The 22,809-nt window shown below is 38.1% G+C and carries 28 protein-coding genes; 7 read left to right on the top strand and 21 right to left on the bottom strand.

Annotated elements, in window-relative coordinates:
- Positions 1-245: 245 nt before the first annotated feature.
- The 7 genes from ACFS5O_RS12525 to ACFS5O_RS12495 form a co-directional block, all read right to left on the bottom strand.
- Positions 246-1,136, bottom strand: a complete 891-nt coding sequence (locus ACFS5O_RS12525; RefSeq protein WP_205726589.1) for an alpha/beta fold hydrolase — start codon at positions 1,134-1,136, stop codon at positions 246-248.
- A gap of 389 nt (positions 1,137-1,525) precedes the next feature.
- Entirely contained in the window at positions 1,526-2,374 is an 849-nt protein-coding gene (kynA, locus tag ACFS5O_RS12520) for a tryptophan 2,3-dioxygenase (RefSeq protein WP_066395379.1), read from the bottom strand.
- Between the two features lie 141 nt (positions 2,375-2,515).
- Positions 2,516-2,704: an alpha/beta-type small acid-soluble spore protein gene (locus ACFS5O_RS12515; RefSeq protein WP_066395381.1), complete on the bottom strand. Its 189-nt coding sequence runs from the start codon at positions 2,702-2,704 to the stop codon at positions 2,516-2,518.
- Between the two features lie 128 nt (positions 2,705-2,832).
- Positions 2,833-3,021 (bottom strand): hypothetical protein, encoded by a 189-nt coding sequence (locus tag ACFS5O_RS12510; RefSeq protein WP_066395384.1) that lies wholly within the window; start codon positions 3,019-3,021, stop codon positions 2,833-2,835.
- A gap of 65 nt (positions 3,022-3,086) precedes the next feature.
- A complete protein-coding gene (locus ACFS5O_RS12505; protein WP_205726590.1) occupies positions 3,087-3,713 on the bottom strand; it encodes a phosphatase PAP2 family protein in 627 nt (208 codons plus the stop codon).
- Positions 3,714-3,950: 237 nt separating this feature from the next.
- A complete protein-coding gene (trhO, locus tag ACFS5O_RS12500) occupies positions 3,951-4,874 on the bottom strand; it encodes an oxygen-dependent tRNA uridine(34) hydroxylase TrhO (protein ID WP_205726591.1) in 924 nt (307 codons plus the stop codon).
- Between the two features lie 91 nt (positions 4,875-4,965).
- Positions 4,966-5,454 (bottom strand): ankyrin repeat domain-containing protein, encoded by a 489-nt coding sequence (locus ACFS5O_RS12495; RefSeq protein WP_205726592.1) that lies wholly within the window; start codon positions 5,452-5,454, stop codon positions 4,966-4,968.
- A gap of 177 nt (positions 5,455-5,631) precedes the next feature.
- Between ACFS5O_RS12495 and ACFS5O_RS12490 the strand changes: the two genes are divergently transcribed.
- Entirely contained in the window at positions 5,632-6,411 is a 780-nt protein-coding gene (locus ACFS5O_RS12490) for a LysM peptidoglycan-binding domain-containing protein (protein ID WP_318300231.1), read from the top strand.
- 56 nt (positions 6,412-6,467) lie between these two features.
- Here ACFS5O_RS12490 and ACFS5O_RS12485 read toward each other — a convergent pair whose 3' ends face one another.
- From ACFS5O_RS12485 to ACFS5O_RS12470, 4 genes are all read right to left on the bottom strand, one after another.
- Complete coding sequence (locus tag ACFS5O_RS12485) at positions 6,468-7,001, bottom strand: P-loop nucleotide/nucleoside kinase family protein (RefSeq protein WP_318300283.1); 534 nt, start codon at positions 6,999-7,001, stop codon at positions 6,468-6,470.
- 22 nt (positions 7,002-7,023) lie between these two features.
- Positions 7,024-7,296, bottom strand: a complete 273-nt coding sequence (locus ACFS5O_RS12480) for an AbrB/MazE/SpoVT family DNA-binding domain-containing protein (protein WP_205726594.1) — start codon at positions 7,294-7,296, stop codon at positions 7,024-7,026.
- Positions 7,297-7,566: 270 nt separating this feature from the next.
- On the bottom strand, positions 7,567-8,277 hold the full coding sequence (locus ACFS5O_RS12475; RefSeq protein WP_205727294.1) for a class I SAM-dependent methyltransferase: 711 nt from the start codon (positions 8,275-8,277) through the stop codon (positions 7,567-7,569).
- A 56-nt stretch (positions 8,278-8,333) separates the two neighbouring features.
- On the bottom strand, positions 8,334-8,876 hold the full coding sequence (locus ACFS5O_RS12470) for a TetR/AcrR family transcriptional regulator (protein WP_205726595.1): 543 nt from the start codon (positions 8,874-8,876) through the stop codon (positions 8,334-8,336).
- A 95-nt stretch (positions 8,877-8,971) separates the two neighbouring features.
- On the opposite strand from ACFS5O_RS12470, the gene ACFS5O_RS12465 reads away from it, so the two are divergent.
- Positions 8,972-9,415, top strand: a complete 444-nt coding sequence (locus ACFS5O_RS12465; RefSeq protein WP_205726596.1) for a hypothetical protein — start codon at positions 8,972-8,974, stop codon at positions 9,413-9,415.
- 48 nt (positions 9,416-9,463) lie between these two features.
- Here ACFS5O_RS12465 and ACFS5O_RS12460 read toward each other — a convergent pair whose 3' ends face one another.
- Positions 9,464-10,147 carry an N-acetylmuramoyl-L-alanine amidase family protein gene (locus tag ACFS5O_RS12460; protein ID WP_205726597.1) on the bottom strand — a complete coding sequence of 228 codons (684 nt, stop codon included), beginning with the start codon at positions 10,145-10,147 and terminating at the stop codon, positions 9,464-9,466.
- Positions 10,148-10,635: 488 nt separating this feature from the next.
- Positions 10,636-11,481, bottom strand: a complete 846-nt coding sequence (locus ACFS5O_RS12455) for an AraC family transcriptional regulator (RefSeq protein ID WP_205726598.1) — start codon at positions 11,479-11,481, stop codon at positions 10,636-10,638.
- A 186-nt stretch (positions 11,482-11,667) separates the two neighbouring features.
- On the opposite strand from ACFS5O_RS12455, the gene ACFS5O_RS12450 reads away from it, so the two are divergent.
- A complete protein-coding gene (locus ACFS5O_RS12450; RefSeq protein ID WP_205726599.1) occupies positions 11,668-12,381 on the top strand; it encodes an SGNH/GDSL hydrolase family protein in 714 nt (237 codons plus the stop codon).
- A gap of 547 nt (positions 12,382-12,928) precedes the next feature.
- The gene (locus ACFS5O_RS12445; RefSeq protein WP_205726600.1) at positions 12,929-13,582 is read left to right on the top strand and encodes a M23 family metallopeptidase; all 654 of its coding nucleotides are present in this window, start codon (positions 12,929-12,931) and stop codon (positions 13,580-13,582) included.
- 55 nt (positions 13,583-13,637) lie between these two features.
- Here ACFS5O_RS12445 and ACFS5O_RS12440 read toward each other — a convergent pair whose 3' ends face one another.
- The 8 genes from ACFS5O_RS12440 to ACFS5O_RS12405 form a co-directional block, all read right to left on the bottom strand.
- Entirely contained in the window at positions 13,638-14,387 is a 750-nt protein-coding gene (locus ACFS5O_RS12440; protein ID WP_205726601.1) for an ABC transporter permease, read from the bottom strand.
- Positions 14,388-15,149, bottom strand: a complete 762-nt coding sequence (locus tag ACFS5O_RS12435; RefSeq protein WP_205726602.1) for an ABC transporter ATP-binding protein — start codon at positions 15,147-15,149, stop codon at positions 14,388-14,390. It abuts the gene before it with no gap.
- 119 nt (positions 15,150-15,268) lie between these two features.
- Positions 15,269-15,610, bottom strand: a complete 342-nt coding sequence (locus ACFS5O_RS12430; RefSeq protein ID WP_205726603.1) for a DUF1048 domain-containing protein — start codon at positions 15,608-15,610, stop codon at positions 15,269-15,271.
- A gap of 58 nt (positions 15,611-15,668) precedes the next feature.
- The gene (locus ACFS5O_RS12425) at positions 15,669-15,989 is read right to left on the bottom strand and encodes a PadR family transcriptional regulator (RefSeq protein WP_205727295.1); all 321 of its coding nucleotides are present in this window, start codon (positions 15,987-15,989) and stop codon (positions 15,669-15,671) included.
- 243 nt (positions 15,990-16,232) lie between these two features.
- A complete protein-coding gene (locus tag ACFS5O_RS12420) occupies positions 16,233-16,514 on the bottom strand; it encodes a hypothetical protein (RefSeq protein WP_205726604.1) in 282 nt (93 codons plus the stop codon).
- Positions 16,515-16,580: 66 nt separating this feature from the next.
- Positions 16,581-18,764 carry a type IA DNA topoisomerase gene (locus ACFS5O_RS12415; protein ID WP_205726605.1) on the bottom strand — a complete coding sequence of 728 codons (2,184 nt, stop codon included), beginning with the start codon at positions 18,762-18,764 and terminating at the stop codon, positions 16,581-16,583.
- 69 nt (positions 18,765-18,833) lie between these two features.
- Positions 18,834-19,478, bottom strand: a complete 645-nt coding sequence (locus tag ACFS5O_RS12410; protein WP_205726606.1) for a nucleotidyltransferase domain-containing protein — start codon at positions 19,476-19,478, stop codon at positions 18,834-18,836.
- Between the two features lie 7 nt (positions 19,479-19,485).
- A complete protein-coding gene (locus ACFS5O_RS12405; protein ID WP_205726607.1) occupies positions 19,486-19,740 on the bottom strand; it encodes a hypothetical protein in 255 nt (84 codons plus the stop codon).
- A gap of 287 nt (positions 19,741-20,027) precedes the next feature.
- Between ACFS5O_RS12405 and ACFS5O_RS12400 the strand changes: the two genes are divergently transcribed.
- The 3 genes from ACFS5O_RS12400 to ACFS5O_RS12390 are packed head-to-tail and all read left to right on the top strand — an operon-like array spanning position 20,028 to position 22,804.
- Entirely contained in the window at positions 20,028-21,122 is a 1,095-nt protein-coding gene (locus ACFS5O_RS12400) for an ABC transporter substrate-binding protein (RefSeq protein ID WP_205726608.1), read from the top strand.
- On the top strand, positions 21,112-21,936 hold the full coding sequence (locus tag ACFS5O_RS12395; protein ID WP_205726609.1) for an alkaline phosphatase family protein: 825 nt from the start codon (positions 21,112-21,114) through the stop codon (positions 21,934-21,936). Before ACFS5O_RS12400 ends, ACFS5O_RS12395 begins: the two co-directional genes overlap by 11 nt.
- Positions 21,937-21,955: 19 nt before the next feature.
- Entirely contained in the window at positions 21,956-22,804 is an 849-nt protein-coding gene (locus ACFS5O_RS12390) for an ABC transporter permease (RefSeq protein ID WP_205726610.1), read from the top strand.
- The last annotated feature ends 5 nt before the right edge of the window (positions 22,805-22,809 follow it).

The raw sequence follows: 22,809 nt of genomic DNA, 5'->3' as shown, positions 1-22,809 counted from the left end.
GGAAAAATTTTGATGATATGAGCGTAACATAGTTAGCATTCATCGTGAACGAATAACCTTCAATATCACTTACATGGCCGGTTCTTAAAGATAACTTCAATATTGGTATTTACGTTAACCTAGCCAGTTATTGTTATAAGCAATAACCCCTAGAATGGCACCTATACATCCTCCAAAAATGGCCGCTACTATCTGCTTTTTCAAGTAGTTTCCCCCAATCTACTCATGTCTATCGTTAAAGCCTGTTAGGACTTAAAAACGGATTCTTTAAAGCTAGTTAAAATGGACTTCCAAACTTCGTCACTTTCAGTTAAAAAATGTCCAGCCTCTTCTAGATAATGGGTTTCTACTTGAGGAATCATGTTAGCCATGTTTCTAACCTCAATGAAAGATGAAAATGTATCTTTCTCACCGTGCCAAACGATCACAGGTCTTGTTAACTCCTCTACTTTAAATCCCCAGTCTTTCGTTAATAATTTGCTCTCATCGATTACTCCATCTACTCCTTGTAGGTAAGCTTCCTTAGAATGGAGCACTCCATTTTCAAGAACTTCATCCCTTTGAAGCATATTGTTGTCCCAATCTGAGAGATAAGAACCACCTTTTTTCAAATTTTTTATGTACAACTCTGGCTTCTGATCGATCAATTTTTTCTTTGATTTTTCTAATTGCTTAAGTAACCACGGACAGTACTTCGTCATATAAAAACCGATTCGATTCTCTTTTGACATCGTTGTTGGAGGTTTTCCATTTTCAAATGGTGTTGCCGTACCAACCAACATACACACCTCAACTTGGTTGGGAAGTTTATACGTAACAGCTGCAGCAAATGCTCCACCTCCTGAAACACCTAATACGGAGAAATTTTCTAACTCTAGATGCTTTGCTAGTTCTTCCATATCTTGAGCATAATCAAGTAGTTTAAAATGATGTTTCTTATCTGAAAGACCGTACCCAGGACGATCAGTAGCAATTAAAAAAATTCCTAATTCTTTAGCGATTGAATCATCTTCTGTAAACCACACTCTTGACCCTGGCGTTCCATGAAATAAGAATAATGGAATACCTTTTAGGTCTCCATATAGGGAATATCCTAATTGTCTTCCGTCAGATAAAACCATGATGTTTTCATTCATAGAGAATCTCCCTTATCATGAGGTATTTTAGAAGTTTGAAAATAAGAGAACATAGTCTTCTATGTCTTAAGTTTAACATTGCATTTTGTAAGTTTAATCCATTTTTGTGTCTTTTTATATAATTTTGTATTACATTTTATGTTAAAGGTTTATACAAAAAGGAACGGAGGGGAATTGTTATAAAATTGGTGATGCACTCATTACTAACTTTCGTAATCGTATTTCTAATAAATTGGTTCTGGGCTGAGCAAAGTTTTATCTTAAAACCACTTGTTATAGGCGTGGTTTGTGGTGGAATTTTTTATAGCATTGAAAAGATATTTAAAAAGGATAAATACAATAAAGAAAAGAAGCGTACTGTATGAACAGCACGCTTTTTTCGAAAATGGTTAAATACTCGTACGAAGATCCCAAAGCTCAGGGAAGAAGCGTTGATCTAATACTTTCTTAAGATAGTTCACGCCTGAAGATCCGCCTGTTCCAACTTTGAAACCTATGATGCGTTCTACGGTCTTCATATGTCGGAAACGCCACTGCTGCAACCAATCTTCAATATCTACAAGCTTTTCAGCTAATTCATACAGATCCCAATACTTCTCTACATTTCGGTACACTTCTAGCCAAGCTGCTTCTACCGATGCGTTATATTCATAACGCTTCGTCACATCACGGTTCAGTACTTCGTCGTCGATGTGTAGTCCGGCTTTCGCGAGTGCCTGAATGGAAACGTCGTACAAACTTGGTGTGTGAAGTGCAGCTGTTAGCTGTTCGTGAAGGTCAGCGTCTTTTTTGTAAATTTCTAAAATGTGCGGTGTCTTATAACCGAGTGCAAATTCAATCATGCGATATTGATACGATTGAAAGCCTGATGCTTGTCCAAGCTTATCGCGAAACTCCATATATTCTGCTGGCGTCAAAGTAGAAAGTACATCCCATGATTCGATGATCTGGGACTGAATCTTAGAAACTCGCGCAAGCATTTTAAACGCTGAATGAAGGTTTCCATCTTCAATGGAAGAAATTGCTGAACGCGTTTCGTGAAGAATGAGCTTCATCCAAAGCTCTGACACTTGGTGGATAATAATAAACAACATTTCATCATGATGACCGGATAGCCGTTTCTGACCCGACAAGATCTTATCTAGGTTCAGGTACTCACCATACGTCATTGAATTGATAAAGTCCGTGTGAAGTCCCTTTTCTGTTTCTTTGCTGTCCAATTTTTTCTGCTCTGTCATTGAAATCCACTCCCCCGACAAAATACTAGTATGTCACCGCTTTCATTATACATGATTCATGAGGAAGTATCGGGTTATATTTGGACAAAAAAATAAAACCCGGAACGAATTCCGGGTTTCTTCTTACAAGGAGGTTACTGATTAACGAAGTCCGCCTAGCGCTTGAGCTACAAGACGCTTAGTGATTTCGCCACCTACAGATCCGTTTGCACGAGAAGTTGTGTCTGGTCCAAGATGTACTCCGAACTCAGCAGCGATCTCTTGTTTCATTGCGTCAAGAGCTCCTTGTGCTCCAGGAACCACGATTTGGTTGCTGTTATTACGTGCCATGCGATTTCCCTCCTTTGGGATAATATGTACGAAAAACTGATTTGTTTTCCGTTAAATGTAGTATGGGTTAATTCTGAAAACCTATTCATAGAAATATAATTTTTTTTTCAAAAAAAAACAAGAACTCGTTATAAGTCCTTGTTCTTCAGCTCTTGGCTTAACAAATCTTCTTCTATTAATTGTGCTCTCTTTAACTCTTTTGCAGAATGTTTTTTAAAAAAGACTACCGTTCTCCAAGCAAAAATCGTAAAGAGGGCAAGCGTAATCAAAGCCGGTATGTACTCAAGTTTGTTCTCTGGAAATACGATTGGTAACATATCTTTGCACCCTTTCGGTAAACAATTCCGTCTTATTATACCAAATACGAACAATAATTGATATGTTATACAGTGGTATTTGTGTTGTTTCTGTTAACGCTTTCTACTTGTTTCGCACGTTTGTCTGTGAGTTTGCTAAGTGCGATAACCATTACAATACCGAGCGCAAAGCCTGCTAAGATATCTGATGGATAATGAACACCGACATAAACACGGCTTAAACCGAGTAAGAAAGGAAGGATAACACCTACAACTAAGATCCAGGGCTTTTGAAACCTTTGGTAGAGAAGAACCGCTGCAAACAAATAAAACGTTGTTCCTACCATGGCATTTCCGCTTGGAAAACTATATCCGTCTTCTTCTAGCAAGCGGAAGTCTTGTGGCCTTTCCCGTTGAAACATGGACTTCACTAGCAAGTTCAGACCATAAGAAACCAGAATACTTCCGATCAGTAACAAGCTGTTTCTCCATTTTTTCATTATGAAAAGAACAATTGCACCTAGTAAACAGAGTCCAGCGAGCACTTTTACATCCCCTACGTGAGTGAAGGCTAGAACGATTTCATTTAACCAATCTCTTCGGAAATTTAAAACAAGCTCTCTTAAACTCGAATCGAACGTTGTTATGAAACTTGAGCTGTAAAACGAAAGACTGACAAAGATTAAAATACATAAACTCAAAGTTTTTTTCATTATTATTCCCCCTACATCTCATATTACTTCACGTCATCCAATATTAGGAATAACAATTCGGGGGATTACGGATAAAAATTAATTTACTACGTAATTAATTCATATTACCTCGTATAAAAATCCGATTACTACGTAATTCTTTATCTCTGTTTCCCTGAAAAGTACATATCAACCATTATCCTCCTGGAGAGTACACTCATAATTTATCAACTCACTCTTCAAAAAGAAAAAGTCCTCCTACAAAGGAGAACTTTCGCTTTCTGCTTCACATTCTTTGATATAACGGTTCCACGGATGTTCTCTGCATTCTGTGCTGCACGAGCGTTTATGTTCATGCTCACACTCTTCACACATCAACAGATGCGCGTTGCATTCTGGATTTCCGCATTTCACATAACGTTCTTCAGGGTTTCCGCAGTGATAACACTTACCTACTACAACCTCTTCCCCTGTTCGGTTAACCGGTACGGAAATCCGCTCATCAAACACATAACACTTTCCGTCCCATAGCTTACCTTTGGCTTCTTCATCATAGCCGTAGGATATGATTCCGCCTTCAAGCTGAGATACGTCCTTGAATCCTTCTTTGACCAAGAAACCTGAGAACTTTTCACAACGAATACCGCCTGTACAGTAAGTAAGAACTTTTTTATCTTTAAACTGACTAAAGTTCTCTCTCACCCATTGTGGCAGCTCGCGGAATGTTTCTACGTCCGGTCTGATCGCATTTTTAAAATGGCCGAGGTCGTATTCGTATGTGTTACGGGCATCCAAAATCACGACATCTTCTGATTCCATTGCTTCGAGCCATTCTTTTGGAGATAGATGTTTACCCGTAAGTTCGTTTGGATTCACATCATCTTCCAAACTTAAATGAACGAGCTCTGGACGTACGCGAACCTTCATCTTTTTGAAGGCATGTTCGTTCGATTTCTCTATTTTAAAAACCGTATCCGCAAACAGAGGATCATTTTTCATGACCTGCATGTATGATTCGGTTTGCTCTACCGTTCCTGACACGGTTCCGTTGATCCCTTCATTCGCCACAAGGATTCTGCCCTTTAACCCGATCTCCTTACAAAGAGCGAGATGTTCTTCTTTAAATGATTCAGGGTCTTCGATTGTTACGTATTTATAATACAATAATACTTGAAAGTCCATGATTACCACCTACTTATACTTCTTAAAAAAACTACCTTACCTATAATAACAAATTATGAGAAAAAGAAAAATACAGGACGCGTCCTGTATTTTAGATTTTATTTAGTGTACTGTTTCTCAAAATTTCAGCTGCCTCATGCGCTTCTTCATCTTCAGCCAATTCAAGGGCTGTTTTTCCATCTTCTTTGGCGAGGTAAGGGTCTGCTCCTTTTTCGATAAAGTAAGCGATCATCTCAGGATCGTTATGCTGAGCGGCTTGATGGAGAATGGTCCATCCTCCGCTCTGCTTTTCGTTAATATCCGCTCCGTGCGAAAGAAGAAGACTCATCATCTCTTGTCGATTCTTCATATTTGCTGCCGCTGCATGAAGCGGAGTGTTAGCCATATTATTACCGGATTTCACTTGAACATCCGCTCCGTGATCAAGCAACAGTCTCACAATCTCCAAATGACCAAAATGCGCTGCTAGATGAAGAGGCGACCACCCTTCACTGAGTCCGTTTATGTTTGTTTCTTCGTTTTTCAAAAGTTCTTCAACTACTGTTATATTTCCATCCATTGCTGCTTGGTGCAGATTCATAATATCCACCCTTTCTGAATGTTGTTAGACGACTACTTCGACTTCCTGACACAAAAACCCTTTCCTATACAATTATTTACAAAATTTTTCTCTCATTACCAGTTGTTTCGTGGTCAAAATTATGTGAACATTTAAATAGGGAAAGTCGTTGGAGGAATTGGATATACGGGGGATATTATGCGTTTAAAAATATTATCTATTTCATTGGCTGCTTTTCTCGCTATGACAACAGCAGCACATGCTTCAACACCATATACGGTTCAACAAAATGACACACTGTGGAAGATCGCACAGCACCAAAATGTAAGCGTATCAAATGTAATCGGAATGAATCAGTTGAGTAGCCATAACATCTATCCTGGTCAAACACTATACATTCCATCCTCTTCAAATCTCCACAAAGTAGTACTTGGAGAGACACTTAACAAAATCGCTTCGGCGTCAAATGTTAGTTTATGGGCAATTCAACAGGCAAACCCACAGATCAAAGAGATCAACTGGGTTTACCCTGGTCAAGTGATCGAGCTGCCAGCTTCTGTTGCTAAACAACAGTCAGCACCTAAATCCGCAGCACCTGCACAACCTTCTGTCGGTTCTACTGCTAGACAAGTTTCACTGCTTGTAAATGCAGAGCGTCAAAAAGCCGGCCTTGCCCCATTAACACTTGATGCTGAACTCAGCAATGTAGCTTTAGCAAAAGCTAAAGACATGATTCAGAATAACTATTTTGATCACAACTCACCGACTTACGGATCACCGTTTGACATGATGCGCAGCTTTGGAATCAATTACACAGCTGCAGGTGAGAACATTGCAAAAGGACAAACTTCACCACAAGCTGTTATGACAGACTGGATGAACAGTCCTGGTCACCGCCAAAACATTTTAAGCTCTAACTACGACTCTATCGGAGTTGGTTATTTTGAGGGAGCTTGGGTACAATTATTTAAAAAATAAGGATCTTCCGCACGACTTTCCACAACTAACATGCAGCTTTTCTGGCCGCATGTTTTTTATATGTAAATAAACCGGTTATCTGACTGTATTTCAAGAACGACATCCTGTATATCTTGAGGAGTAAGAAGACTTGTATGTAGAAGATGCTTGTGATTAAGTTCAGACTGTAAGAACTCATCAAAAAGAATCAAACATCTTTCGCCCATTCGTTCTTCTTCATTTCGCAGGGCGTCCCTTTTAACCAACGTTTCTTTATCTGCCCAAAGAACTACGTATCTAATCGTAACTCCTGGATCTCTTAGCTGGTTTCTTAACCATTCAGCATCCTTTGGAAAGATGATGTAATCGATAACGACGTCACTTCCATATCGTACAAAGTTTCTTGTAAGGTGAAGAATGTTATTCCATATTAAATCATGCTCCTGTTCACTTTCCCAAGGTTTCTCTCTACCGTTTCTGTGCATATGACTGATATCATCGCCTGATAGATAGGCACTATGAGTTAAACGATTTACCAGTTCCGTTGATGTTGTTGATTTGCCGACTCCTGCCGGCCCTGATAGGAGATAAACGGTTCTTCCATTTTCCATTGTCACTGGTGTTCCTCCACACTTAAAACTTCAATTCTAATTCTTCTAAAAGTGCTTTTGCTCCTTTTGGACTGAGCACAAACTTCCCTCCAGCATAAGCTGTATTGTCATCAGTAACTTCTCCTGTAATCACACAAGAATTATTCGGTATGTATTTCTTTAAAATAATGCGGTCGTCTTCTACAAAGATTTCAATGCCATCTCTAATATCTAAATCCATCATACGACGCAATTCAATTGGAATCACAATTCTTCCTAACTCATCCACTTTTCTCACAATCCCCGTGCTTTTCATTTGTTTTACCTTCCCTTTCATTCCAAGCGGAGTATTACATTCTGTTTTGAGGTTGCACCACTTGGTAAATAATGTTTTTTATGACTGAATTAATCATCTCAAAAACTTCTAAAAATAGGAAGGGGATTTGGGTTGGGTTAATTTATTGAGTAAATAGAACTAATTTAAAAGAACAAAATGCAAAAATACGATTTTTTGTATTTGTCATGAGGCAAGAATCTTATAACTTTTTTCCAAAATAAAAGCTTGCAGGAAAATTTCCTGCAAGCTTTAAACAGATTTTTTCATTACGACATAGGTTATGGCATTAGTCGTAAGAAGGACAGGTCTTAGATTACGTACGATTTTAAAACTTAACGGATTTATGACTGCTTTTAAAATTTCCCAGTTAGGATAGGAATCCTTAAGCAATTTGCTCATATCATTCGTATTCATGTTAATTTCAATAAGAGCTTCTAGTGGTGTTTGAGTTTCTAGATCAGTCTCTGTGACTTCGGAGTTTACAATCAAGCAATTTACACCACCGTTACGAGTTCCTCTTTCCATTCGTTGAAGAACCGATCTTAAAGATTCAACAGAATCAGCATGTTCTAGACTTGAAACAGCTACGATAAAATCATATGCATCTTCTTTGATTTCATATGTGCTTATGTCTGCATTTATAGGCTTGATATGATCCAATACTTCAAACTCTTTGCTATATTGTTCTAGTTTTTCAAGTGCGGAGTCTAGGAAGTCGACGCAATCAATGGCAACACCTTGGCTTTTATATGCTTGAGCTAATGGGATACTATTTCTCCCCACACCAGAGCCTAAATCTAATATTCGAACATCTTTTAATTTACTTAATAAAGGTACTATCTCCATCACTGTTCTGACAGGTTTGTTAAGCCATGAACCTTTTTCAAACAGCTTATAATTATCATAACAATAATCATGGTATTCTTTTTCTTCTTGACGAATTCTCTCTAATTTATTCAAGCTCAAGAATCCTCCATTCACTAAACAGGAATCAATTACACTCACTTCACGGACAACTATTTTTGAAAATCAGAAAATCCTTCTAATGCTTTATTAATATTAGGCTCAAAATCAATCGCATCAAGCATAGCAATTCCTTCTACTATAATGAACGTTAAAGGTGCTAGTTTCTCTTTTTCTTCATCGTCAGCTTGAATGAGTTCAGAACAGTATTGGATAAAACTATTCCCGATCTGTTTTGCAATTGAATAATAAGGCTCTTCTTTTTTGGAAGCTCGTGCAATTAACTCGAGCCAGAGCTGAATGTAGGGTTTCACGACAGGGTTTTTGATCAATTGGTAAAGATGCGGTACTAATTGATTAAATGGAATCGGAACTGTTCGCGCCTGTTCAAGAATAGTAATCAGGTTATCAGATATCTGGGTTAACACTTCTGTCATTAGCTCTTCTTTGTCTTGATAATAATGAAGCAGCATTCTGTCACTGGTCCCTGCAGCCTGTGCTAAACTTCTTAAGCTTCCTGACTGAAGACCGTTTGTGAGAATATGTTTCGCCATTTTTTCTTGAATCTCTTGTTTTCGTAATTCGCCTTTTTTCATCACATTTTCCTCGTTGCATTTTTTATGTAGTATATGCTACATTTTAATTATGTAGCAAGTGCTACATTTTTGTGAAAATGGGAGGGATATAATAAATGAAGAACAGTGAAGTTGCAGAAGTTAGCGGTTTAGAATCACCACGTTTTTTCAGTAAGAAACAAACAGGAATTTTAATCGCATTTGGAATTGTTTTTTGGTTTTGTGGAGCGATGGCTGTTAAATTCGGGTATGCCATTGGTTTATTTGGCCATACGGGCAGTCTGATTTCTTTCGCTCTTGCTTTACCAGTATCTTGGCTTTCTGTTTTACTTATCGTGAAAGGTGCAGATCTTAAGCCCCTACAAATTGTTCCTGGAATCGGTTTAGGTCTTGCAACAGCTACATTCTTTGATGGAATTGTTCTAACTTGGGGAACTTGGGTTTATGGTACGAATTCAGATCAGATCAGTTTTGGTGCAGCATGGATCTTATGGGGTGCCTTTACGTTTTTGGCATTCGCATTTTTGGAAGCTTACCGAAAAGGAATAAAATTGGCATAAAGCGTTCAAAAAAATACCAAGTACACTTCAAAAGCGGTGTACTTGGTATTACTTTACTCTTAAGATTTGACCTGGAAATATGCTGTAGTTACTATCTAGATTGTTCCAGCTTTTGATCTGTTGAACCGTGCTTCCGTATTGTTGGCTAAGAGAATAAACCGTATCTCCACTCACCACTGTATGATAAGTTGCTTTTTTAGGAAGATTGAAGCTCTTCACAATCCCATTTACATGTCCTCGCGCAATACTCTCAATAAATGATGTTGTTTTCAACTTATTTGCATCATTTACATTATCTATGAAACCATTCTCTGTTAATAGAGCAGGCATATTCGATTCACGCAATACATGAAAATCTGCTGTCTTTTGTCCACGATCACTGAAATTTACAACTTTCAAAATTTCCGCATGTAAATGATCTTGATACGTTGTTGTAGGTGCTATAGAACCTGGATAGATGTAATCTTCATATCCTGTTCCACCGCCTGCATTCGTGTGAACCGATATGAAAAAATCAGCTCCCCAAGCGTTTGCAGCATAGGTTCGTTCTGTTAATGACTTTGTTACATCTGACGTCCTGCTCATCAAAACGGAAACATTGCTATATTCAGCAAGTAAAATATCTCTTATACGAAGTCCAATTTTTAAAGTAATTGCCTTTTCTGTGAGGTTATTTGCAACCCCTCCAGGATCAGTTCCTCCATGGCCTGGATCGATAAAGATTTTCACCATTTTCATCACCCCTATTATTCATCATATGTGGAATCTATGAAATGGTTTGTATATTTACTAGAGTCTTCTAAAAAATTTTATAGAAAGGTAACACGCAAACGCCTTATGTTCCATAGTGTCCAATCAAATAGAGTACTTCACTCATAATCTACTATATAGAGAGCAAAACTTCTCTATATCATGCATTACAAGGATATGGGGTGTCTTTTATGCGTAATTTCTTAAGTCTATTAGACGGATTATTTGCTGACAAAAAAATCCGCAAGACTCCACAAGACAAAAAAAGAATTGGCTAAAAATGAATAGCCTAACTTCAGTTGAAGTTAGGCTTTACGTACATAACTTTTCATTTTTTTGCCTACTAGTCGGATTTTCATTTTGAACAAAGTGTCCTGACACGATTATATAGAAAGATAAAGATTATCATATGAAAGAATCTATAATAAGGTGAATGATTTTACTCAAAGAACTAAACCATGAACTCGTTCTTACTTTTTCTCGACTGGGATCCATATTTCCGTTCTGTTCCCCCTCGGTTTTGAGAGATCTTGAGCATACATTTCGATTTCTGGCAAACCGGCATGCTGATAATCTGTTGCCGGAAACCATTCATGATACACTTGATGAAACCCTTTTTGTACTGCCTCCGGAATTGTTCCGTAACATGAAAATACTGCCCAAGTAGCAGAAGGAATTTCTATCCTAGTCCAATGCTCAGTTGTTTGTACTGCTTCACTTTTTTTCCCAATCATATAGGTGAATTCCTCATCAAAATTACATGTTATACCCAGTAAGGTGTGACTATTAGAATCTTGAGTGATTTCATCAATGGTTCCGTCTCGCATACATTCTCCCCAAAAATCTTGCCGTGTTCTCCCTTCATTTCCACAAGTTAACGTCGTTGTTTTACCACAAATCATAAACGAGTCTTTTTCATCAATTATGTATTCTAGTTCACGATCGCCAGAGATCGTCAGTTGGAATGATATCCGTGGGAATGCTTTTAATGAAACGCCAGATCGACGAGCTTCTGATGGTGGGATTCCATGAATCTTACGAAATGCCTTGGAAAAGGATTCTGGTGTTTTGTATCCATATTTCATTGCAACATTTATTACTTTTGAAGAAGAGATGGCTAGTTCTTGAGCAGCTAAAGTCAGCTTGCGTTTACGAACATACTCAGCTACTGTCATTCCCGTAATCATATAAAACATTCTTTGAAAATGGAACGGTGAAGAATATGCTATCTTTGCGATTTCTACGATGTTTAAGGGTTCTTCCATCTTGCTCTCCATGTAGTCCAAAGCTTCTTCCATTCGATTTAGCCACTCCATACTGAACCACCTCTGTCACTCTACTAGAATAGATCGATAAACTAATACTTCGCTCTTGTTATCAGTAAACCTCCTATCATCTCAATTCATACCCGTTCATTAAAAGCACAGAATGACAGGAAAACCTCATTAACTACTCCTAAAATGAAAGGGTAACCATTAAATCATTGAAAAGAGGGATCGGGTTTGAAGATAAGAGTAGCAAGTTTGATCACAATCGGAATGTTATTCTCAAACAGTCCAGCTGCATGGGCTCAACCTTCTCAACAGAAATACGTAGAATATGTTGCGTTGGGTGATTCCATAGCGGCAGGAATGACGCCTTATGGTGACTATGATGTTAGCTATCCAGATATGCTGAAAGATATGTTTAAGCGCAAAAATACCACAATGAAAGACTATGATAATTTCGCTATCTCGGGTTATACCTCTGAACAACTGAAGCAGGATGTTCAAAACAACTCTGTTGTGCGTAAAGAGCTCCGTGAAGCTACTCATATTACAATCACAATAGGAGCAAACGACCTCTTTCAAAGACTTCTAGCCGATCCATCAACTGTACAACAAGGCATTAATACAGCGAGTACGAATTTAGATGTAATTCTTGAAACGATCGACGAACTAAATTCCCATGCCAAAGTGTATATTATGGGCTATTACAATCCTTTTTCTTATTACCCAGATGAAGTTCAAAATTTCCTTGTTCCTCTTTCAGATTCTTTAAATCATGAGATCGAATCTAGAGCTATTGAAAACGGTAATCGATACGTGGCCACAGCTCAAGCAATTGATTCTAAATTTGAGAAGTATATGCCTAATCCTGAGGATAACCATTTGAATGTAAAAGGATATGAGGCGATTGCTAAAGAGTTTTGGAAGATAATAAAGAAAGATGATTAAAAAAAGACTCGTCGATGACGAGTCTTTTCAAAGTTATTTAAGTTTTCAGTACCCATCCTATCCCCTGTCGCATATAGCAAGCAGTATTTAGTCCCCTATGGAATACTTTATCATCCGTTTCCATGCGATAATCACCAGGATGGGAACCACTTAACAACCAATTATTTCCTTTCGTTATTTGGCTTCGTTCTTATGATAGACCCTTATTTTACCATATCTTATCTATTTATGGTTTATATCTATTTGACTAGTCATCTTACCTATTCTTTCTGCCAATTCTAAAATAATCCCCTCTGGCCAACGAACATAGCAGAGACTTCTCTCTTTCCTTGTCTGTTTAAATAAATCCCCTTTTATATCATAGTTGCCTAACTATTTTAATATACTTAGGTAGTTACATAGATTCATACTAAAACTACTAAAGATGAATCATTCGAAACTACCTCTATAGTAAGACATTATCATTTTTCTTCATTGTCTATTGATTTTATATACACCTTTCCTTTTCTGTATTATATTGGAACACATTAAGAGGAGGAGAGTTATTATGAAAAAGTTTCTAAGTCTAGCAACATTGTTTGTTTTCTCACTCATGCTCGTTGCTCCATCGTTTGCGTCTGCAGCTCAAAAGTTGATTCAACCAATCAATAACGCGTATATTACGGCCGGCTATTTGAACGCTAACTATCAGCAGAAATTTGGCTTCAAACATTATGGATGGGATTTAACTTCTTCTAACAGCAGCAGAGCGGTTTGGGCAAGTGGATCTGGGAAAGTATTAGCTACAGGTTACGATAACGTTTTAGGAAACACCGTCATTGTGAAATATCCTGCAGCATACATCCATTCAACAGGAGCAACAAAAGATCTTGTGTTCCGTTATAATCATTTAGCTTCAATTGCTGTGTCTAAAGGACAAAGTGTTACAAAAGATACACGATTAGGTAACTATGGAAATACAGGTTTGTATTCAACGGGGCCGCACCTTCACTTTGAAATCGATACAGACACGACTTATTATCAATACTCTCCAACATTAGGATCGAGTTCTAATGTTATAAAAGCGGGTACAGCCAGCACAGTATTATCTCCGAAGAATGTTTTATATACCAAAGTTTCTGCTCCAGATAACCAAAGCATCTATATCATTGGAGATGGCTATCAATCTTACTCTGAAGATGACCTTCCTTTTAAAAACTAATAACAAAAGAGACAGAGCAACTCTCGCTTTGTCTCTTTTTAATCCTTCACTTTTTTTACCCCAATTGCCTTTTAAACTTTTTACTAGCAAAGAAGTAAGCAATCCCCATGATTCCGATACACCAAGCAAGCGCAATCCAGATATCATTTCCAACTGCTCCCTCATACAAAAGAGCACGAATCGCGTTCACAATAGATGTTACTGGTTGATTTTCCGCAAAGATACGCACGATCTTTGGCATTGTTTCAGTAGGAACGAATGCTGAACTGATAAAGGGTAGGAATACGAGCGGGTACGAATAAGCGGTAGCTCCTTCCATTGAACTTGCTGTTAAACCAGGTATGACAGCGAGCCATGTAAGCGCTAGTGTAAATAGACCAAGTATCCCCGCTACAGAAAGCCAATCTAGAAGTCCTGCGTTAGAACGAAAACCCATCAGCAAGGCGACTAAAATAACAATCAAGATCGTAAGTGCATTTGAAACAAGTGAAGTTAAAACATGTGCCCACAATACGGATGATCGTTTGATTGGCATGGTTATAAAACGAGCCATTAATCCACTCTTCACATCTGTAAACAGTCGAACAGACGTATAAGCCACGCCTGATGCGATCGCCATCAGCAAAATTCCCGGTAATAAGTAATTCACATAGTTGTCTGTCCCAGTCTCAATGGCACCGCCGAATACATAAACAAACAATAACATCATCATAATCGGCGTAATAGCCACCGTGATAATCGTATCCGGACTTCGCATGATATTACGCATTAAACGCCCTATTAAAGTTCCTGTTATCCTTTTCATCTACACACTCTCCTTTTTACCGATGATGTTGAGGAAAATATCCTCGAGCGATGGCTGCTTTTCAACGTACTCCACTATAGCTTTAGGAAACATCTCTTTCAGTTCTTGCAGCGTGCCGGTCTTAATGATTACTCCACCATGTAATATCGCGATACGGTCCGCGAGCTGCTCGGCTTCTTCCAAGTATTGTGTGGTCAATAATATGGTCGTACCACCATTCGCAAGTTCTTTTACAGTGTTCCAAACTTCAATACGTGCTTCAGGATCAAGTCCAGTTGTTGGTTCGTCGAGAAAAATCACTTCTGGTGTTCCAATAAGACTCATGGCAATATCCAGCCTTCGTTTCATACCACCCGAATATTGATCTGCTCGTTTGTTCGCAGCTTCCGTCAAACTGAATCTAGCGAGTAATCTGTCTGCGACTTGAGCTGGGTTGTGAACACCTCTCAATTTAGCGATCATCATGAGGTTTTCACGCCCTGTAAGCATTCCATCTAAAGCTGCGAACTGCCCTGTTAAGCTGATACTCTGACGAACTCCATCGGGTTGACGATCGACATCGATTCCGCAGATCAGAGCTTCCCCATCATCCGCTTTCATCAATGTGGAGAGAATGTTGACAACCGTCGTCTTTCCCGCCCCATTTGATCCTAACAATGCGAAGATTTCTCCCCGCTGCACCTCAAAATCTACTCCTTTTAAAACTTCCTTTTCATTGAAAGACTTTTTCAAGCGTTTTATAGAAATCGCTGTTTGATTCATGTTTTTCCTCCTAATAAAATATGATATCCACTATTCAGTATCACTGATAATAAGTATTACTTAGTACTGTGTAAAAAATAACTGAATAGTTACCTCTACATTCTATTCAGCCCTAAATGTTACTCTTTTCCTAATTCATTTTTAATACTTTGGTTCAGGTCTTCACGATATTTAGCAAAATAAGTTTTGGCGTTTGCTACGAGTTCATCTGCGAAAGATGCCACGTCTTCCCCTGTAATGTCTAGCACCGGTCTCCCTTCAGCTGCTCCTGCTTCAAACAAATCAATCAACTCATACTGGATGTGTAGCATATCCATCCCGTTTCCAGATGAAAAGTTCCACATATACGTTTGAATCTTTTTAAATACAAACTGATAATCCTCAGGAAGAGCTTCAACACGCGCCATCATCATTTTGTATTCTTTCTTATCACCGATCATCTTTTTAATCCATTCCAACATATTTCTTTCCTCCTTTTTATCCCTTCCATTCATAATGCCACCGAAACACTTTATGAGCTTATTGTGATTTCAATCCATTAATCTTTGAAGATACGAAATCCCATTTTCGCCAAAATGATTCAAGTTCATGTCTGCCAGCTTCATTAAGCGTGTAAAACTTTCGAGGTGGTCCCATATCTGATGGCTTCTTGACGATGTCTACTAATTTCTTTTTTTCTAACCGTACGAGGATCGTGTATACCGTACCCTCCACCACTTCTGTAAATCCTAGATCGTTTAAGCGTCGTGTAATTTCATAGCCATAGGTTTCATGACGGCTGATAATTTCCAACACACAGCCCTCAAGTGAACCTTTAAGCATTTCTGTTAAATTTTCGATGACAGGAGCCTCCTTTATTTCATATGACCTATAATAAGTATGACTTAGTACCGTTTTAAAAAAATAGAGTCAAAGTCACGATTACTATTTAGTATTACTTATTACCTCTACATTGTATGACTGAGTACCAGAAATGTCAACTGTTTTCCAAAAAAATATTTAATTTACGAAAAATCGGCTTTAAATAGTAAAAGACTCTCCAAGATAGGACGAGTCTTTTCGTATTTGCTCATTAAACTACATTCAAGAACGACGGGCACGAATTAGCTTTATCATGGCTACCAAGAGGATAATACCTGTAATACCCCATGTAAGAAGAAAGGCAAGACCAAGTCCGATATTCGCTCCTATATATTCGTTCTTGTAATCATCATAAAGCGCATAAGCCAGTGGAAACGCAGCAACAAACATACCGATTAGCAATAGTAGATTATTCTTTTTACTTTTGTGTTTAACAGAAAGATACATAACGATAAAAGAAAGAAGGAGTATAACAAACGTTAAAATCGTCACCCATGTTCCCATTATTTACTCATACCCCCTTTAATTCACTAATACTAAATTATAATATTCTCATACAAATCATACCTTTTATTTTTTCACGAATGAGTGATTAGCAAACTCAAAACCTATCGTGAAATCTTCCTTTAGAATGAGCATCGCACTAAACTTTTTCTTTTCTTTCGCTTTTGGTTTAAAACCTTTAATAAGACTAGTTTTACCCTTCGTACACAGATCTTTCACTTGTTTTTCGGTAATCGTCTTACCCAGTAATTTCCCTGGAAAAGTTTGTTTGCAGCCATTTTCCTGTTCTGAGCAGCGATAGTAGGAACGACTTACGCTAATTTTCCCCTTTTTACAACGAGGACAAATAGCAATCGGTTTCTTGCTCACATTCTTCACTCCATCAATGCTCTGCTGGATAGGTGCAGCATTCAATTGTCCAGGTACTTCTTCAATCAATTTATTGAGAAACTTTGCGATACTTCCCAAAAAAGCTTGAGGTGTCCCATCTCCGTTTCCGATTTTCTTCAAATAGGTTTCCCATTTGGCCGTCATGGAAGGACTCGATAGCAGATTGCCTTCTATCGACTGACACAGAATCTTTCCTTTCTCGGTTATGTGTACAATGTTTCTCTTCACTTCAATGTATTGGTGCTTTTTAATGGTTTCAATGATTCCACTTCGCGTTGCCTCAGTACCTAAACCTTCTACTTCTTTCAAAATTTCCATTTCTTCTTCATTCTCGACCGACTTACCACACGTTTTCATCATCGAGATGAGTTGACCTTCTGTATAAGGTTTCGGTGGTGTAGTCATTCCTTCTTTCATTTTGACGATACTCTCCACTTGCTCACCTTTTTCAAGTATAGGAAGAGCTTGTGCTGCGTTTTCATCTTTCTTAGCATTTGGGTTTTCTTTGTCCTTTGAACCATAGTTAAAAAGTTCTTTCCATCCTTTGTTGATCTCTGTTTTTCCTACTGATTCAAAGTCTAGTCCATTCACGCTCGTTATTACTTTTGTTTCTTCATACACGTAATCGTGATGAAACATCGCAAGCGTCGTATTCAATACTTCAAAGTAAATGTTCTTTTCTTCTATCAATAATCCTTGAATCTTCGCAGAAGTTGGTACCTGTTTTGTTGGAATGATCGCATAGTGTTCCTGAACCTTTGATCCGTCTACATATCTCTTACTAGGTCGTTTAGAAGCTGCTGCAAAACGGTTCTCTAGAAGATTCTGATAAGATTCAAGGTTCGCTGATAGGTACGCAAATTCATTCTCTGTAATGTATTGTGTGTCTGTTCTTGGATACGATAGAATTTTCTTATCATACAATTTTTGAACCGTATCGAGAACCTTCTTCGGACTATACTTCCATCTTCTGTTCGCTGTTGCCTGCAACGTAGAGAGCGCGTGCAACTTTGGAGATTTGATTCGCATCTCCTTTTTGAGCACGGATTTTATGACTCCCGTATCTTTACCCGTAATGTTGTGTTTATCTAACAGCTGTTGGACCTCTTCTTGTTTTTCACTTTTTATTTTTGCTTTACCCCGATATTTTCCATTTGCTGCAGCAAAGTTTCCTTCAATCTCATAAAAAGGTTTCGCAACGAAATTCTCGATCTCAAGGTGTCTCTGGTAGATCAAGTACGTTGTTGGCGACTGCACCCTACCGATGCTCAAACTATCTGCAAATCCTTTTTGCTGTAAAAGCAGCGTATAAAGCCGACTTCCGTTCATGCCAACGAGCCAATCCGAGATCTGACGAGTTTTGGCTTCAGCATAAAGCAATAGATCTTTCTCGTTATTATGAAGGTTAGAAAATCCTTTACGAACCTCATCCACTTCTAGAGAGTTAATCCACAGTCGTTTGATGGTTTTCCCTCTCACACCTGTCATATGGTAGATGGAATAAAAAATGTTCGAACCTTCACGATCCACATCACATCCGTTAATGATGATGTCCGCTTCTTTAAATAAGCGTTTTACTGCATTAAACTGTTCATACTTTCCCGTTGCGACCTTGAATTCATAGCGTTCAGGTAAGATCGGTAAAGAAGACAAGCGCCACGTTCCCCACTCTGATTTATATTCTTTAGGTTGTTTCAGTTCAACTAAATGCCCGATACCCCATGTAATCGTTGCGCCATTTGGAAAGATGCTGCATGGGTTTAATTCGATGAACGTTTTATCTTTCTTTTTTATTGTAAAGGCATCTGAATAAGCCTTAGCTTGGGATGGCTTTTCTGCTAAAATGACGATTTTACTCATAAGACTTCACCTTTTTACTGATAAATTTTATTACTAGAAAAAGAAAATAAGGGAAGCGATACACCACCCTTACTCTCGTTTCCTATTTTGCGAGCTATCTCTGAACGCATTTATTCGTTCGATCCATTGATGTCCGTTTGGGTATTGAATCATTAATGATTTTGTTAACCAATCTCGACTTGTATCATCTAAGAGAGGCAAGACATTTTCTAAGTCTACCATGTCTTTTTCTCGGATCACCGAACTTCCACCCTTATATAAAAGCTGAATTTCTGGTTTTATGTATGGAACTCCCTCAGAAGTTTTCAAGTCGATATCCGTTAGCTTCCTTCTTATTGTACCATTTCGTTTGTAAATCCAATAATCATTCTCTGAATCTAGGATCATCACTTGAAAAGCCCAGCTAGACTCTCCGTTTTTCTTAAACCAGAGATTATCAAAATGAGCTTCTAGCTTTTCGTTCTTCTTCCAGGGCAATAATTTTCCTTTAAATGCTTTGTACCCTACCCAGTCACTTTCCAAATATCTTTGTAAAAGTAGGTGTTGCGATCTTAAAATAACAACATCGATATCATCATGTTCTCGTGTAATTCTATCGAGATACAAATCCAATGCCCAGCCACCAGCAATCCACCATTGGATAGGAATCGGGCTGAATATTTCTTGGATTTTGTCGACCGAAAGTGGTTTCCAGTGTTCTTTGTTTTCGCTCATTTTAACCTCAATGTCTCTTTTTATTTTTATACATTGATTTCAACTTCATATATATCCCTATTAACAAAATGGTAATTAGAGCACTTTCGAACGCTTTTACTAATAATACAAAAAGTAGTCGCCCGATGTCTTCCATTTCAGATAATCCATAGTATTGAAGTTCTTGTCCATATAAAACTTCATTACTAACCATCAAGATCATGACACTCGGGTATAGATACCAATAGTATTTCTTAAGACGCTCTGTTAGTGAAAGCTCCATACTATTCCTCCAGTCAATATAAATTAACTGATCATTTCTTATATCAACTATAAACCATCATTGGATTCCAATCATTTCAAATTTATTAGTATTCCTTAATCATTATTCATTGTTCACAACATATTTCTTCAAATTTTATTACATACTATCCATTACATTTACAATTCTGATATACAAATTTACAAAATCGTTACTTCTCATTAATTTTGTTTTTACGTTTGTTTTGTAGAATCAAATTGTCAAATGCAACATCATTCAAACACAAAAACAACACGGAGGGTTTCAAAATGAAACTGAACAACTTTGCAAAAACATCGATTGCAAGTTTGCTTTCCATTTCACTCTTAGCAGGCTGCGGTCAGAGTAATGATAATCAAGACAAGACGCAAGAAAATCAAAATTTAAGTCTAGATCAGATCACAAAAAAGGCGAAAGAAGAAGGTCAAGTGGACAGTGTAGGTATGCCTGATTCATGGGCAAACTGGATTGAAACGTGGAAAGACATCAAAACAAAATACGGAATTAATCATAAGGACACCGACATGTCTAGTGCTGAGGAGTTAGCAAAATTTGAATCAGCTGGCCCAGGTGGTCCGGATATAGGAGACGTTGGTTTATCGTTCGGACCTCTTGCAAAAGAAAAAGGATTGACACAACCCTATAAGACCGAAAATTGGGATGACATCCCGAAATGGGCAAAAGATAAAGAAGGTCATTGGGCTGCAAGTTACCAGGGTACCATCTCATTTATTACTGATAAAGACCGTGTTAAGAATCCCCCTAAGTCATGGGCTGACTTAGAAAAAGGAAACTATAAAGTCGCGGTTGGAGACGTCATGAAGGCAAATCAAGCACAATTTGCTGTTCTAGCGGCTGCTATGGCAAATGGCGGAGATGAAACAGATATTAAACCTGGAATTAAGTATTTCGCTAAACTTGCGAAAGATAACAGACTCTCCGTTTCTGATGTTACGGTTGCAAACTTAGAAAAAGGTGAAGTAGACGTCGCGATCTTATGGGATTTCAATTCTCTAGGTTATCGCGATCAAATTGATAAAAACCGTTTTGAAGTAACAATTCCGAACGATGTTTCTGTTGTAAGTGGTTATACAACCATTATCAATAAGGACGCAAAACATCCTAATGCTGCTAAGTTAACAAGAGAATTTATTCTCTCTGACGAAGGACAAGCCAACCTGGCACGAGGATATGCACGTCCGATACGTGAAAACGTAGAAATTCCAGCAGATGCTAAAAGCAAGTTACTTCCAGAAGATATGTACAAAAATGCAAAGCCCGTTAAAGATATGAAAAAGTGGGATGAAACGATGAAATCACTACCACAAATGTGGCAAGAGAAGGTTCTCATCAATGTCAAATAAACTAGCGTTTATCATGTTAGATGGCCTTCAATATCAAACAGCCGTTGAACAGATGGGCTATCTAGGTCACTTAGTCGAACAGAAAATAGCTGCTCGTTATCTTGTTAAATCTGAAGTGCCAAGTATGTCGAGACCTCTATATGAGGTCTTGCTTACTGGTACTTTACCTCATAAAAATGGCATATTAACGAATCAGACGGTTCGTTTATCAAAAGAAGAAAGTTTGTTTCATCTAACAAAAAAGAACGGATTAACAAACGCAACAGCTTCCTACTATTGGGTAAGCGAACTATACAACAAAGCACCATTTGTACAGTTAACCGACCGTTTTCAAAATGACGAAGATAGAGCCATTCAACATGGTATTTTTTATTCAGAAGATCACTATCCTGACTCTCATTTATTTGCAGATGCACACCATCTAATGGAAACGTATCAACCTGATTTTTTATATGTGCACTCTATGAACATTGATGATACGGGACATAAATATACAGCAGATTCTAAAGAGTACAGAGGATCGGCCATTCGTGCGGACATTATATTGGCTAATATCTTGCCTCAGTGGATAGACAATGGTTATCAGATTATCATTACAGCCGATCATGGCATGAACGATGACGGTGACCATGGTGGAACACTGAATGATGTGAGAGATGTTCCTCTTCTCGTGATATCCGATAAAGTACGACCTGATGATTATGATCAGGTGGTCAGACAGTTGAATTTGGCACCACTAGCTTGTCACTTGTTAGGGATATCTCCTTCTAAAGAGATGATAAAAGTTGAACTTCCTGGTTTATTGAATCAGTAACGTAAGGTGGTTATAACAGATGAAGAAAAAAACAAATGGATTTCTATGGCTAACCGCAACACCCTTTTTTGTTTTAATTATTGGTTTCTTATTTCTTCCGTTCATTGCGATGATCATCTCAAGCTTTAAAAAAAATGGTGAAGCCGGTTTTTCTCTATTCAACTACACTGAAGTTTTTACAAATAAGTTTTATCTTCAAGCAATAGGAAATTCGGTATTGATTTCTTTCACAGCCAGTCTTATTGGCATACTTGTAGCCGTCTTCGTTGCTTATTCGTTTACAAAGTTTTCACCAAAAGTGCAAGAACGTTTGTTGTTACTCGCAAATATGACTTCAAACTTCGCTGGTGTCCCTCTCGCATTTGCTTATATTGTCTTACTTGGGACAAGCGGATTGTTTACGATATTGTTTAACGAGCTGAGCATCGGTTTTCTTCAAGGATTTAATCTATACTCTTGGTTTGGACTAGTCATTATTTATATCTATTTTCAAATTCCGCTTGCTATCATGCTCTTGTACCCGATCTACCTTGGGATCGAAAAAAGGTGGAAAGAAGCAGCTACTTTATTAGGTGCTTCTCCCCTGCAGTTTTGGTTGAAGATTGGGATTCCTTTCATCTTACCAGGGATCGCAGGAACCTTTAGTATCCTTTTTGCAAACGCGATGGGAGCTTATGCAACGGCCTATGCGCTTGTTGGGAGTAATTTCAACCTCCTTCCGATAAGGATCGGAGCTTTGATATCAGGTGATATTTTCGCACAACCTGAATTAGGTAGTGCGCTTGCGGTATTCTTAGGAGTTTCCATGATCATCGCTCTTCTGATCAATGAATGGCTGATGCGCCTTGTTAGGAGGGACCTAGCGTGAAGGAA

Source organism: Fictibacillus nanhaiensis (assembly GCF_042686385.1).
Lineage (GTDB): Bacteria > Bacillota > Bacilli > Bacillales > Fictibacillaceae > Fictibacillus > Fictibacillus nanhaiensis.
Note: the sequence above shows the minus strand (reverse complement) of the source record. Positions and strands in the feature narration are given on the sequence as shown.

Excerpts from the sequence above, each read along its gene's own strand:
- ACFS5O_RS12525 (WP_205726589.1), bottom strand. The coding sequence starts at position 1,136 with ATGAATGAAAACATCATGGTTTTATCTGACGGAAGACAATTAGGATAT.
- kynA (WP_066395379.1), bottom strand. The coding sequence starts at position 2,374 with ATGACAGAGCAGAAAAAATTGGACAGCAAAGAAACAGAAAAGGGACTT.
- ACFS5O_RS12515 (WP_066395381.1), bottom strand. The coding sequence starts at position 2,704 with ATGGCACGTAATAACAGCAACCAAATCGTGGTTCCTGGAGCACAAGGA.
- ACFS5O_RS12510 (WP_066395384.1), bottom strand. The coding sequence starts at position 3,021 with ATGTTACCAATCGTATTTCCAGAGAACAAACTTGAGTACATACCGGCT.
- ACFS5O_RS12505 (WP_205726590.1), bottom strand. The coding sequence starts at position 3,713 with ATGAAAAAAACTTTGAGTTTATGTATTTTAATCTTTGTCAGTCTTTCG.
- trhO (WP_205726591.1), bottom strand. The coding sequence starts at position 4,874 with ATGGACTTTCAAGTATTATTGTATTATAAATACGTAACAATCGAAGAC.
- ACFS5O_RS12495 (WP_205726592.1), bottom strand. The coding sequence starts at position 5,454 with ATGAATCTGCACCAAGCAGCAATGGATGGAAATATAACAGTAGTTGAA.
- ACFS5O_RS12490 (WP_318300231.1), top strand. The coding sequence starts at position 5,632 with ATGCGTTTAAAAATATTATCTATTTCATTGGCTGCTTTTCTCGCTATG.
- ACFS5O_RS12485 (WP_318300283.1), bottom strand. The coding sequence starts at position 7,001 with ATGGAAAATGGAAGAACCGTTTATCTCCTATCAGGGCCGGCAGGAGTC.
- ACFS5O_RS12480 (WP_205726594.1), bottom strand. The coding sequence starts at position 7,296 with ATGAAAAGCACGGGGATTGTGAGAAAAGTGGATGAGTTAGGAAGAATT.
- ACFS5O_RS12470 (WP_205726595.1), bottom strand. The coding sequence starts at position 8,876 with ATGAAAAAAGGCGAATTACGAAAACAAGAGATTCAAGAAAAAATGGCG.
- ACFS5O_RS12465 (WP_205726596.1), top strand. The coding sequence starts at position 8,972 with ATGAAGAACAGTGAAGTTGCAGAAGTTAGCGGTTTAGAATCACCACGT.
- ACFS5O_RS12460 (WP_205726597.1), bottom strand. The coding sequence starts at position 10,147 with ATGGTGAAAATCTTTATCGATCCAGGCCATGGAGGAACTGATCCTGGA.
- ACFS5O_RS12455 (WP_205726598.1), bottom strand. The coding sequence starts at position 11,481 with ATGGAGTGGCTAAATCGAATGGAAGAAGCTTTGGACTACATGGAGAGC.
- ACFS5O_RS12445 (WP_205726600.1), top strand. The coding sequence starts at position 12,929 with ATGAAAAAGTTTCTAAGTCTAGCAACATTGTTTGTTTTCTCACTCATG.
- ACFS5O_RS12440 (WP_205726601.1), bottom strand. The coding sequence starts at position 14,387 with ATGAAAAGGATAACAGGAACTTTAATAGGGCGTTTAATGCGTAATATC.
- ACFS5O_RS12435 (WP_205726602.1), bottom strand. The coding sequence starts at position 15,149 with ATGAATCAAACAGCGATTTCTATAAAACGCTTGAAAAAGTCTTTCAAT.
- ACFS5O_RS12430 (WP_205726603.1), bottom strand. The coding sequence starts at position 15,610 with ATGTTGGAATGGATTAAAAAGATGATCGGTGATAAGAAAGAATACAAA.
- ACFS5O_RS12420 (WP_205726604.1), bottom strand. The coding sequence starts at position 16,514 with ATGGGAACATGGGTGACGATTTTAACGTTTGTTATACTCCTTCTTTCT.
- ACFS5O_RS12415 (WP_205726605.1), bottom strand. The coding sequence starts at position 18,764 with ATGAGTAAAATCGTCATTTTAGCAGAAAAGCCATCCCAAGCTAAGGCT.
- ACFS5O_RS12410 (WP_205726606.1), bottom strand. The coding sequence starts at position 19,478 with ATGAGCGAAAACAAAGAACACTGGAAACCACTTTCGGTCGACAAAATC.
- ACFS5O_RS12405 (WP_205726607.1), bottom strand. The coding sequence starts at position 19,740 with ATGGAGCTTTCACTAACAGAGCGTCTTAAGAAATACTATTGGTATCTA.
- ACFS5O_RS12400 (WP_205726608.1), top strand. The coding sequence starts at position 20,028 with ATGAAACTGAACAACTTTGCAAAAACATCGATTGCAAGTTTGCTTTCC.
- ACFS5O_RS12395 (WP_205726609.1), top strand. The coding sequence starts at position 21,112 with ATGTCAAATAAACTAGCGTTTATCATGTTAGATGGCCTTCAATATCAA.
- ACFS5O_RS12390 (WP_205726610.1), top strand. The coding sequence starts at position 21,956 with ATGAAGAAAAAAACAAATGGATTTCTATGGCTAACCGCAACACCCTTT.